The sequence below is a fragment of the Lacticaseibacillus pantheris DSM 15945 = JCM 12539 = NBRC 106106 genome (genome assembly GCF_001591865.1).
GTDB classification, from domain to species: Bacteria; Bacillota; Bacilli; order Lactobacillales; family Lactobacillaceae; genus Lacticaseibacillus; species Lacticaseibacillus pantheris.
Genome location: NZ_BCVS01000069.1, coordinates 1 through 12,602 on the forward strand (window position 1 = coordinate 1; position 12,602 = coordinate 12,602).

6 protein-coding genes are annotated in these 12,602 nt (G+C 52.4%); 4 read left to right on the forward strand and 2 right to left on the reverse strand.

From position 1 onward, the window contains the following. Nucleotides 1-3,998 (reverse strand): Ig-like domain-containing protein (locus tag LPA02S_RS07955; RefSeq protein ID WP_082788850.1); only part of this gene is annotated, 3,998 nt, incomplete at its 3' end. Nucleotides 3,999-4,865: 867 nt separating this feature from the next. On the opposite strand from LPA02S_RS07955, the gene LPA02S_RS07960 reads away from it, so the two are divergent. The 4 genes from LPA02S_RS07960 to LPA02S_RS07975 all read left to right on the forward strand — a co-directional run bounded on the left by LPA02S_RS07960 (nucleotide 4,866) and on the right by LPA02S_RS07975 (nucleotide 10,254). After that, complete coding sequence (locus LPA02S_RS07960; RefSeq protein WP_056956331.1) at nucleotides 4,866-6,785, forward strand: coiled-coil domain-containing protein; 1,920 nt, start codon at nucleotides 4,866-4,868, stop codon at nucleotides 6,783-6,785. A gap of 360 nt (nucleotides 6,786-7,145) precedes the next feature. Then, entirely contained in the window at nucleotides 7,146-8,681 is a 1,536-nt protein-coding gene (locus LPA02S_RS07965; RefSeq protein ID WP_054651594.1) for an AMP-binding protein, read from the forward strand. A 33-nt stretch (nucleotides 8,682-8,714) separates the two neighbouring features. Beyond that, entirely contained in the window at nucleotides 8,715-9,533 is an 819-nt protein-coding gene (locus tag LPA02S_RS07970) for an ABC transporter permease subunit (RefSeq protein ID WP_156302191.1), read from the forward strand. After that, complete coding sequence (locus tag LPA02S_RS07975) at nucleotides 9,526-10,254, forward strand: ABC transporter ATP-binding protein (RefSeq protein WP_056956332.1); 729 nt, start codon at nucleotides 9,526-9,528, stop codon at nucleotides 10,252-10,254. The genes LPA02S_RS07970 and LPA02S_RS07975 overlap by 8 nt, the downstream gene beginning before the upstream one ends. 101 nt (nucleotides 10,255-10,355) lie before the next feature. On the opposite strand, the gene LPA02S_RS07980 is transcribed toward LPA02S_RS07975, so the two are convergent. Continuing rightward, nucleotides 10,356-12,344 (reverse strand): ABC transporter ATP-binding protein/permease, encoded by a 1,989-nt coding sequence (locus LPA02S_RS07980; protein WP_056956333.1) that lies wholly within the window; start codon nucleotides 12,342-12,344, stop codon nucleotides 10,356-10,358. Between the last annotated feature and the right edge of the window lie 258 nt (nucleotides 12,345-12,602).

Sequence of the window (12,602 nt, forward strand, 5' to 3'; positions counted from 1 at the left end):
GGGTTCGAAGTTTCGCCACTGTCCTTAGGAGTAGTTACAGTGATTGGGTCACCAGTAACGCCACCCTTAGCAGGGGTCAAGGTCAAAGTTGCTTCTGGGCCAACAGTACCAGGAACAGGAACGGTAAACTTGCCGTCCGTACCAACAGTACCGTCACCAACTTTGTTACCACCATTATCAGTGATAGCAATAGTTGCGCCCGGAGTACCAGTACCAGTTACCTGGTAACCATCAGTGGAGTTACCAGTTACAGTAGCGTTGCTCAATGCTGGCTTCAGGTCGGCTGGATCCTTAGGTGTAGTAACCTTCTTGGAATCGCCGTTCTTGCCATCCTTAGATGGAGTGACCGTCAGTACAGTTTCAGCGCCAACAGTACCCGGAACATTGATGCTGTAGTTACCGTTGCCATCAACGGTACCTTCACCAACTTTGTTACCACTCGGGTCAGTAATGGTAATATCTGCGCCCGGAGTACCCTGTCCAGTAACAACGTAGCCCTTAGCAGTACTCCCCGTTACGGATGGGTCGTTGGAAAGTTCCACACCGCCAACCGCAACAAATGCCGTCGTGATGTCGTACTGTGATGCATCCTGACGTGCACGACCATCAGTGTAGCCGTCGCCATCAGTGTCAATCATCAGTGGGTTAGTCCCACGAGTCTTTTCTTCACCATCAGTCAGGTTGTCGCCATCGGTATCAGCGTTAGTTGGGTCAGTTCCATCCTTAACTTCCTGTCCGTCGGAAACGCCGTCAGCATCACTATCCTGAGCCAATGGATCCGTACCGTACTGTAGTTCAGCAAAGTCGTCCAAACCATCGCCGTCAGTGTCGACGTTGTTCGGGTCAGTACCCAACTTCGCTTCGACATCATCCGGAACACCGTCACCATCGGTATCAGTACCAGTCCAGCCGTTGTCCAATGGGGTGGTGTCCTTACCATCGAGAATACCATCACCATCAGTGTCCTTCATCAATGGGTTGGTACCGGTAGATGCCGTGATGACCTTGCCATCCGCATCCTTAACACCGATTTCCTGGCCATCAGTCAGGCCATCACCATCGGTATCGGCCTTGGTTGGGTTGGTATGGTACTTGGTCACTTCGTCATAGTCGGAAATACCATCACCATCAGTATCCTTATCGGCAGCCAAAGCAGTTTCGTGACCCTTCTTGACGTCGTCAGGTTCACCGGCCTTAGTACCGTACTGAGCTTCCTGCAGGTCGCTCAGACCGTCACCATCAGTATCGGCGATGTGTTCGTTAGTGTGGAAGACGTACATTTCGTTAAAGTCAGAAATACCATCTTTGTCAGAATCAGTCGAGATATCATCCGGGCTGCTTGCGTTCAATGGGTCCGCATCGTTGTATTTAGTTGCACTCAGATCTTGCAGGGCCAAACGTGCAGCCACACCAGCATCACTCAGTTTCTCATCGGTAGAAAGACCCTCGTACTGTTCGTACAGATGGTCCTTGTCAGTCCGCTGGTAAACCAGTGACGTTTCCAAGGGCGAATCCGGCGAAACGTTGAAGAACGTCGGCGTTGCCGTCAGGGTCAGACGAGTAAAGTTACCCGCACCGACCTGGTCCAGCTGCTGCTGACCATTGGTATTCTCCTGGGCGGTGAAGTCAGGATCATTCCAGGAAACAGGCAGGATGATCTTCTGAGAACCAGCAACACCCAAGTCAAGTACTTGGCCCAGACCAGTCCCAACAGTATCAGCGATAAAGTTAGTAACGGTCGTGTACGCATCTTCAACATCCTGGTTTAGGGTGTCACTCAGACCATCAAGCAGGAACCCAATACCACCAGGCAGGGAACCCAACGCACTAGTACCACCATTGACGGAAGTAGTGGAAACCCCAATCAGGGAAGCAACCATGTCGTACAAGTCAACAATCCAAGTGTTGGCCAGGTACTGAACGTAGTTAGTCACACTTTCCAGGAAGGTTGAAGAGTTAGTTACTTTGTAAGTACCATCGCTCTGCTTTTCAACTGGTTCCAGTGAAGTAATTGAGAAGGAGTTGCCACCCAGAGCAGCTAATTGTGCCTGGTCATCCTTAACCTTCTGGATGGATGCCTGCAAACCAGCGTAGTAAGTGTTGTCCGTCCCGATAATGGCAACAATCTTCGAAACCAAGTCAGGAACCAGGGCAACAACCCCAGCGGCACCCATAACACCGGTCAAACCACCGGTAATCGTAGACAGGAACTTCTCAATCCCGCCACCAGTAAACGTGGTTTCAACAACGGCGGTGTTAGCCAGCTTACTATCAATCGTCAAACCACTCTCACCAAACACCTGGTTAGACATAGACGAAGCATCAGTAATCTGGAAAGTTTCACCGGTATCAGGGTTCTTAACGATTGCCCCGGCACGGTTAACACTTTGAACCACCCAAGTACCAACTTTGACCGAGTTATTAATCGCTGTATCAAAGCCGAACGTCGCACCGTTAGTAGTAGCACCGATCACCTTGGCGGAAAGACCAGGGTTTTCAGTCGCGACCACAATGTCGGCGTAACGCGTGTGCTTGTTAGTATCGGTTGGGTCGGCGAACAGGTAGCTGTACTTACCAACGCTGTACTGCAGGTTGCTAAGGGCATACTTGTCCTTGTTTTCGCTGTAGTCGGATGAAATGGCACCCTGGTCGTTGAAGAAGTCAACTGCAATGGTCGACTGCTTGTTAGCACCACTGACGTACGTCTTACCACCATAGGCAATCGTGTCATCGTAACTATCGTTGTTATCCGTAGAGCTGTCGTCAGTTGGCGAAAGCGCGGTACCAGTCGTGTCAGTGATACGACCGGAGTTCTGCACCTGCAAGTTGGCCTCGTTAGCCTTCTTAACTACGTCCGTAACGGCAGCCGTTTCACCCAACTGCGCCTGTGCGGTGTTGTCCAAAGCGTACCCAGATTCGCCGAACAACTGACCTTCAAGCAGGCCGGTCTTGTTCACCTTGTTGGTCTCGGTTGTACCGTTAACCAACGTCAAGGTTTTAGGTGTAGAAGTGGTCGTACCGTTTTGGACGGTGATACTGATCGTGTCGCCAGCCTTAACCCCAGAGTCACCAGCTGGCAACTTAGCAGTGAATGAACCGTCAGCCGCACTAGTAACTGCGACGACCGTTGTGGTCCCCTTCTTGAAGGTTACACGTGATGCTGGCGTTGCCGAACCCGTGATGATGTAACTGTCAGAGTCTTTGTCGTACACCTGCGTTGGCGTGCTGGTCAGGCCAACAGCTTCGGCAGTGGTACCAGCATCGCTTGAAGCGGCTGCCGAACTGGACGCCGCCGTCGTAGCAGTAGCTGCCGAAGAAGCAGCGTCGCTTGCTGCCGGGGTGTCAGCGGCATCTGAATCAGTTGCTGCTGAGGAAGCAGTCGCAGATGTTGCATCTACGGACGTCTTTGTCTGTCCCTGGGCCGGAGCAGGAGTAGTAATAGTCACGGACTGGCCGGACTGACCGTCTTTGGTCGCGACCAGCTTAACTGTAGCTCCCGCCTTAGCAGTAATGTTATAAGTACCTGTAGCACTAACAGCGACTGGTGATTGGGCCACACCGTCAACAGTAACCGTAATGGTAGACCCCGCAGTTGCGGTACCAATCAAAGTGGCGGTTTCGCCATTAGCCGTTACGGTTGGCCGGTCAAGTGTTGGTGCCGCAACCGCAGCTGCGGAACTAGCACTGCTTTGTGCTGATTCCGCCTGACTAGCAGCTGATGGCGCCACACTGGCAGCGGAATTAGTCGCCGTCTGCGCCGAAGCATCTGATGTAGCCGAAGTTGCTCCGGTATCTGTATTTGTTGTTGCACTGGAAACAACCGCATCAGTCGTGTCGGCGCTAACGGACTGTGCCCCGCCGCCAAGAACTGCTACCGAAACAAAAAATGTGGTCAACAGGCCGGCATAAACCCAGTGACGGCCGTCCTTGTACATTTTGTACCTTTGTTTCGTGTCAGTTTCCAGTCTCTCGTATGAACGAGTACCTCTAATCTTCATCTTCGTCCCTCCTAATATCTCATGAACCAAAAAGCTCAGCGCACAATCCAGATGACCATTCACGTATAGTACGTATAAGCGTCGCTTGGACGGGCGGCGGTTATACTACGTAATAGTTTGTCTTGCACGTCGTTATTATAACCAGGCGTGTGAATTACCGTCAAGCACGTTTAGACAGCTTTTGTTAAATTGTCTAAACTATTTTTTTGCAAACTATAATTTTTGGCGATACCACTCCACGCTATGCATATTCACACCACGTTGGCGTAACTTGAGCCATTTTCTTTGCATCGATTCAGAGTCGCAAATTGATCAAACTGCAGCGACTACAGTCCAAATTGTGAATCGTTACACTTGGTTGTCTTTGCCAGCCACAAAAATCAGGCTAGCATCAGCCTCGTGGTAGCAAGGGATACCACCATTAGGCCGGATTGTTAATCATTGAATTACAAAATGGCTTCTATATTCGATTCACAATCAAACATTATCCGGGCATCATTCCATGAGGTGGGCAATCGACAAGAGCGTCAATTTATGTCGACCAGCTCGGTAAATAAAAATGCGTGGATAATGCAAACAGTGATCCGATGTGTGCTCAAATTAGAGCCGAAAAAAATTAATTTAGTCGCTTTCTGAAATAACTCCAGCACTTACCCGCAAGAGTGTCCAAAGTATCAAAAATGTTATTTTATATTTTAGCGAATTGTTATTTGCAAACACCTTATAATCGAGTATTATTTAGATGGCTTTGGGTTTTTGTCGAATTAAATTGTAGTGCATTCAGCCACCACTAGCCGGCTTTGATTGCATTGGATTAAGACGCGTCACTGTACCAAACCACATAATTTCTTCTGGAGGGGTAATATCATGAAATTCTTCAAACAAAGAAACAAAACCGCCACTATTGAACCAACGCCGGCACCGCTCGTAACCGTTAAAACCAATCCGGAGGTAACCCGGCCCGCCCCCGCAACAACCGCCCAGGCTGCGGTTCCTTCCACGAATGAGCCTGCCCCGCTCCAAGATGATATTCCGGGCCGATCAATCGATAATGCTCAGCAATTGATGAGCATTATCGCCTCGATTAGTGAGCAATACAACGACGCACGTCAACAACTACAGGAACAACTTTTCGCAGCACGCGATCGCCAGCTAGCAGACTTACACCAGGCCCGGAGTAAACTCGAAGGGTTGCGCACAAAAATTGACACTGAGACGCAAAAACTGACTGCCCTGGAAAGGAAAACTGATCATGCGCTTAAAGAACAGCTTACAGAAAGTATTGCCACCACGAGCAACGTTGAGCAGGCGCAAAAGCAACAGTCAGTCGTAGTGTCCACCTTCAAAAACCAGCTGAGTGACTTAGCTAATCAGCGTGAGCATAATGAGCAAGACATCAAGGAACTAGAACATAAAAAAGCAGAGATTGTCACCAAGTTGCACGACGAATCGGATCCACTCAAGTTACTGAGCATGGCCGAATCTTACCGCAAAGAACTTGAGGACATTGAACAACGGGAAAAGACGCTGAACGTACAAAAGTCGCGTCTAGAAAAGGACCACGAGCAGACCGCAGCTGACCTGACAGCCGAACAGGATAAACTCGCAGATATTGAATCTGAATTGAGCCACCTCGCCAAGAAGCAAAGTGATATAAAGCGGGCAATCACGAGTAACGGTCAGGACCGCCAGACCGCTATTGATCAGGCCAACGAAACCTTGGCCGATTTGAAAGCGCAGCAACGGGCAACACAGACCGCCATTGAAAATGCCACTAATAAGTTACTAACGGGTGCGGCCCAACTCGTTTCGTGGTTTGGGACCACGTTTCGTTTTTCGTCACTACCAATGGACGCCGACCACCGGTACATCATTGACTTTGATGCCTTCCTGCCCCACCACGCGGAGGAGCTCAACAAAGTCACCCACCGGCTTTTGGCAAGCGGTGCGGACAAAGTGGGCGTGTACTCGGCCTACTTTGACATTAATTTCCCCCATGAAATTGCCGAATGGGCCCAGGATAACGGTATCGAGGCTGACCAAATCGAACTGATTAACCCGCTATACCAGATCCAATCACGGGGTAAGGCCACCGCCATTCCGGTTAGCCTGCCCAGCAACATCGCCCAGCAAAACTGGAGTTCGGACCACAAGACTTTGAACGCTACCTTGAAGGATAACGACTGGACCCTGCGCATCCACTACCGTACCGCCAAAAACGAACACATTGCGCAAATTGATTACCTGCGGGACGGTAAGCTCAGTAAGCAAAGCTACTTTAATGACGCGGGTATCTTGTCGGCCAACGCAATTTTCAACCAGGCCGGTGAGCTCGCTACTGAGGAGTATTACGGTCATGACGGTATGATTGCCATTGTTGTTAGCTACAACCGGGGTACGCAAAACGGTGTCGAACTGTACGACGAATCGGGTATCCTCATCAATAATTTTGCCGACACCAACGACCTTATCACTTGGTGGATGCAACACCATTACCCAACTGAATCGTACTTAATCGGGCGCCTAGACGATAAAAAGTACCGCAACCTGGTTACCAAACAGCAACTGCACGGCGTACCGTTTATTAACGCCAAAACGCTTGAAGACTCTGAACTTGTGGGTCTGCTCAGTAACAACGATACCCACCTGTACGTGGCCTCGGATCACCGGGTGACCGAAGACCTCATGCGGGTAGCAAACCACGACATTGCCATCATGCAAATTAACGACGTATTCCTACCGCCAAAGATTACCGCACCCCAAAATTTAACTGGCAGCGTAGAATAACCGCATCGGCTATGACCAACCCAAAGGAATTGTGACAGCAGCCTTTAGAATACGTTATGTTCGCGCGCCAAAAGACAGCTCCCTAACATACAAGACGGCATCAGCAGAAATCCTAACTTCGGGATTTCCACTGATGCCGTTTTGTATATCGGGAGCTAACCGCCTTTTGGCACAGCCCCCTTTTAATTGCTGAAACGAACCTCAACATTGCGCGTAACTATCACCTTCACACAACTTTTTTGATTGTGGTTCATACTTTTAACACATTTTGCCGGCATAATGACACTATTGAAGCCATTTTAAACATATAATGATAAACGTAGCATTAAAAACTAATCGTTTACAAATAAGGAGGTCGCCATGACTCAGCTCACAGACGCCATCAACCAGCAAATCAACAACCATGAACACAACCACATGATCAAGGACCTGAACACCGGCACTTGGTTAACCGGTGCGGCTGTCCGTGAACAGCGGGACGCACTCGCGACCAACCTACGCAACGCTGGCGTTGGTGCTGGCGACATCGTGCTAATCAGTCTGCCTAACGGACCAGACAATATTATTGCGTTGTACGCTACGCTTGCGCTCCACGCCGTCGCTTACACGGTCAACCCCGCGATGCCCGTACCCGAACTCGCTACTTTGCTACACCGTCACCACTACGGAGCCCTCATCCTTGGGCCTAACCACGCTGAACAAAGTGGTGAACTCGCGCAACTTGCCGACGTGAACCTCTCCATCCAAGTCAGCGACGCTACCGCCACCACACCTGTCTTCACGGTCAGCAGCCAGGCGGTCGCCACGAATGACCAGCTGACTGCCTTCCAGCAACATACCGCGAGCCCCATCGGCGTCCTGATGTACACCAGCGGTACCACCGGCGACCCCAAAGCCGTCGTGCTCACCCACGACCAGCTACTGGCTGCGGCAAAGGATATCGCTGAATCGCAAGCACTCACGCCTCTTGACCGCACCTTGGTCGTTCTGCCACTATTCCACATTAACGCCCAGGTAATTTCGGTGCTGGCCACCACCATCTCCGGCGGCAAGTTAATCGTGGCGCAAAAGTTTAGTGCACACCGCTTCTGGAGTTGGGTGCAAGATGAACGGATCACCTGGTTGTCGGGAGCACCCGCGATCATTGCAATCCTGCTTAAAACCCGGCCAGCAGTCCGGCCCCAGGTGGCGCAGTTGCGCTTTATCCGCTCGGCTAGTGCACCTTTGCTCCCGAACGTTCAGCGCGACTTTGAAGATTACTTCCACGTACCCATCGTGCAGGGGTACGGCATGACCGAAGCCGCCAGCCAAATTACGGTGAATCCCGTCGACCAGCCCAAAGTGGGGTCCGTCGGCCGCCCTACTGGTACCGACCTCGTCATTTTGGATGAAGATGATACGCCGCTGGCGGCCGGTGCTACCGGCGAAATTGCGTTGCACGGCGAACACGTTATCACCAGCTACCTGGATCCCAAGTACCAGTCCGACTTCCGCCATGGTTGGTTCCATACTGGCGACGTCGGCTACCTGGACGACGATGGCTACCTGTTTATCGTGGGGCGTAAAAAGGAACTGATTAACCATGGTGGCGACAAAATCAGCCCCGCTGAAATTGAGAACGTTCTGACCCAACACCCCGCCATCAATCAGGTGGCGGTCGTGGGCCTGCCGGACGAGATTTACGGCGAATCCGTCACGGCAGCGGTGGTGCTGAACCCCGGTTTCACCGGCGACACCACGTTAACGGGCCAACTAACGCAGTTCGCGTCCGCACGCCTGTCCCGGTTCAAGGTTCCCGGCCAATTCGTCTATGTTGACAGTCTCGCCGCCGGGCCCACCGGTAAAATTCAGCACACCCGAGTTAAAAACTCACTGCTAGCCACGACGGCCGGCTAGAGCACCAGCACTTAGGAGGAGTATTTTATGGAAATGCAAAACACCAATAAGGCCACATCACCAACTAGTAATTGGGGAACCGTCACGGTACAACGCCTGTTACCCTGGACCATCCCCGTTATCTTGGTGCTGCTGTGGCAACTAGGGTCCAGTGTTGGTTGGATTGACGCCAACATTTTGCCAAGCCCGCTGGGTGTCGTGCAGACTACAATTAAGAGTCTGCAGTCCGGCACGCTCGAGAAAAATTTGGCAATTAGCCTATACCGCGCACTGGCCGGCTTTGTCATCGGCGGGGTCATCGGCTTTGTGCTCGCACTCTGCACGGGGCTGTCCAAAACGATGAACCTACTGCTAGATTCCTCCGTACAGATGCTGCGTAACATCCCCCACCTGGCCCTGATTCCACTAGTTATCCTGTGGTTCGGTGTGGGTGAGTCTTCCAAAATTTTCTTGGTGGCCATCGGGGTGCTCTTCCCCATCTACATCAACACTTACCACGGTCTGCGCAGCGTGGATCCGAAGCTCATCGAAATGGGGCGGTCCTACCAGCTCAGCAAAGCGCAACTGTTCTTCAAGATCCTCCTGCCCGGCGCGCTACCAACCATCCTGATGGGTGTTCGGTACGCGTTGGGTGTGATGTGGACTACTTTGATCGTCGCCGAAACGTTGGCGGCCAGCTCCGGGATTGGCTACATGTCGACTAACGCGCAGAACTTCATGGACATGTCGACCATCCTGATGTGTATCGTGATTTACGCACTACTCGGCAAGGCATCCGACCTGATGGCTAAATCACTGGAGAACCCGATGCTCGAATGGCAAAACGCCGGGGGTGCGACACACAATGGCTAACACATTACTAACAATTCAAAACGTGAATAAATACTACGGCGACGCCCACGTACTCCGCGATATCGACCTCGACATCCAGTCGGGGGAATTCGTAGCGTTAGTCGGGCAAAGTGGCGGTGGTAAAAGCACCCTGCTGCGCCTGATCGCCGGCCTGGAGGAAACAAGCACCGGCGAAATTGCGCAGGACGGCCACACCATCGACGGTCTCAACGTCAATAGCCGGGTCATGTTCCAGGACGACCGGTTACTACCATGGATGTCGGTGCAGGACAACCTCACCTTTGGGCATACCAGCGATAAAGCACGGTTGGCCGAAGCCCAGAAGCTACTCCATGAAGTTGAACTGGACGACTTTGCTAACGCCTACCCCGACTCACTATCCGGTGGCCAACGGCAGCGGGTGGCCCTCGCCCGCGCGTTGATGGCCAACCCACAGCTACTACTGCTAGACGAGCCGCTGGGGGCACTAGACGCGCTCACCCGCCGCAAGATGCAGGAACTCATCCTCAAACTGTGGCAGGAACGGCAGATGACCACCATTCTGGTCACCCACGACGTGAACGAGGCGGTGCGGATGGCGACCAAGATATACGTGGTGCGGGATCACGAAATTGCCTGGTCAGGTACTAACAACGTGGCGTACCCCCGCGCGGACGAGGCCATCGCGCCGATGGCCGGCGAAATTATGGACGTCATTCTGGACGGCCACGTCGACCAATAATTGTGCACGCAAAAACACTCAGCCTTCCCCGCTAATTCAGGGGTGGGCTGAGTGTTTTTGATTACGCTATTCGCTTAATTGTGACTCGTTACGACCGTTCACTAGTCCGCGGACAACGCGTCGATCGGGTTAAGTCGACTCGCGCGCCGGGCTGGTAGAAGCGCGGCGAGGAACGAAATCACGATGGCCATGATGAATGCAAACACCACGTTGCCCGGAGCAATACTAATCATGGTAAAGTGGGCAACTTGGTACAGTGCGCTATTGAGCAACGCACCGATACCAAAGGCCATGCCCGTACCCAGGACTGCGGCCAGCAGACCGATAAATAGTGACTCAGAAGTGAATAGCCGGCGAATATCGCGGCGTGACTCACCAAGCGCGCGGAGGATCCCGATTTCTTTGGTCCGCTCAGATACCGACATGTACATCGTGACGATAATCATGAGAGCGGATACGACCAACGAGATGCCAGCAATCGCCGCTAGAACATCTGTTGCCAGCTTGGTAATCGTGTTGATGGTGTCCAGGACGCTGCCAATCGACATGGCGGCAAACCGGTACTTCTTGCCGTCCTTCAGCTTGTTGATGGCGGCCGTGGTCGACTTAACGTACTTGGTGTTACCAATTTTGACGTTGACGTAGGTTGGTGCTGCGTCCGCCTGCGCATCCGCCAACTGCTGGTGCATGGCGTCAAAGTTGGCGGCGATGGTTGCCCCCTGGCTGCCCGTATCGACCACACCGGCAACCTTCATTTTAACGTTCATCTGCACGGGCTGGTTACTGCTGCTCATGGCGGTATACTTCACCGTCACGGTCTTGCCAACGATATCACGCCAGTGTTTGTTGTACACAACCTGCGCAAAGTTCTTCTTGTCCACCAGAATCTCACCGCTACCAGGCGCTTGGCCCGCCTTGATAGACTTCTTGGTAAACGCGTTGGTCCACGTCTGGTAGGTCATGTTACCCGCCTGCTTCTGACCGTAACTCACGCTCGCACCGTTGAACAGGTAACCCTTTTCGACGTTGGATACGTGCTTCACGTTCGCCAAAGCGTCGAGGTCGGCCTGACTAAACGTCGTGGAGTGGTAATCCGTGGTCATCGCCTGCATGGTGCTGTTCATCCGCTCCGTGGCGGGCTTCTTGTTGTCAGTATCCACGTTCTTCAAAACCGTGGGGTAGTTCGGATTAGCGAGATCGGTAACCTGCTTATTGATGTACCCCTGGATACCGTTACCCAACCCCAGGAACAGCATGACCGAAAACAACCCAATTGCAGTCCCCAAAATAATCAGGAAGTTGCGCCAGAAAGTGTACGTGAGGTGCTTAAACGCCGTCCGGTACGATGCCCAGGCTGCCAGCGGTTTAGCGGGGATGCTGGTCTCCTGTTCTTGCTGGTCAAAGGCCGGTTTGATGCGTTCATCCCCCTCAATCTGCCCGTCGGCAAGGTGAACGATGCGCGTCCCGTAATCGGCCACCTCTTGCGAGTGCGTCACGGCGATAACCAACTTACCGCTCCGGGCAATTTGGTTCAGCAGTTCCAACACTTCTTTGGTGTTCACCGAGTCCAAGGCTCCGGTGGGTTCGTCGGCGATGATAACCTGCGGATCCGCAGCCAACGCCCGGGCGATGGCCACCCGCTGCTTCTGCCCACCAGACAGCTGGTTGGGGTGCTTTTTAACCTGGTCGCTCAGTCCAACCTGGTCCAACAGCTCATTGGCGCGAGCCAGCCGTTCGCTGTGGTTCAAAGTGGTCATGTCCAGTGCCACCAAGACGTTCTCCAACACGGTGAGGTGGCTCACCAGGTTATACGCCTGGTAGATATACCCGATGGTGCCCCGACGGTAAGCGTCGAGCATCTTCTCCTTCTTGTGGTCCAGCAGTTGTCCCTTGATGGTCACGGAACCCTCAAAGTTCCGGTCGAGCCCACCAATGATATTCATCAGCGTGGACTTACCACCACCAGACTCACCCAGGATGGAGACGAATTCGCCCAGTTCAAAGTCGAGGTTGATACCCTTAAGAACCGGGAACTCCTCTTTACCTAGAAAGTACGATTTGCGGATGTTCCGCAATTCCAAAAATGCCATAGTTTTCTCCCTCGTTATGTACGATGTTTTCAATCTTTATTAACGATTATAAATTTACTGAAAACTGAGGGAAGTTACATGGGACCTAAGACCTATTTGTTGGTGTTCGGTAATTGCGCGGATATTAAAAGCATCCGGCGGCGAGGCCGAATGCTTGGTGGGGAGCGGAATGTGAATACTGCAGCGCTCCCACGCTACTGTCTGGTGTTGAAACGAGTTGCGCCCCGCAGAAACCGACGTATAAGGCAGGCCGAACAA

Bases quoted from the DNA above. Each gene is read 5' to 3' on its own strand.
- LPA02S_RS07965 (WP_054651594.1), top strand. From the start codon at position 7,146: ATGACTCAGCTCACAGACGCCATCAACCAGCAAATCAACAACCATGAA.
- LPA02S_RS07970 (WP_156302191.1), top strand. From the start codon at position 8,715: ATGCAAAACACCAATAAGGCCACATCACCAACTAGTAATTGGGGAACC.
- LPA02S_RS07980 (WP_056956333.1), bottom strand. From the start codon at position 12,344: ATGGCATTTTTGGAATTGCGGAACATCCGCAAATCGTACTTTCTAGGT.
- LPA02S_RS07960 (WP_056956331.1), top strand. From the start codon at position 4,866: ATGAAATTCTTCAAACAAAGAAACAAAACCGCCACTATTGAACCAACG.
- LPA02S_RS07975 (WP_056956332.1), top strand. From the start codon at position 9,526: ATGGCTAACACATTACTAACAATTCAAAACGTGAATAAATACTACGGC.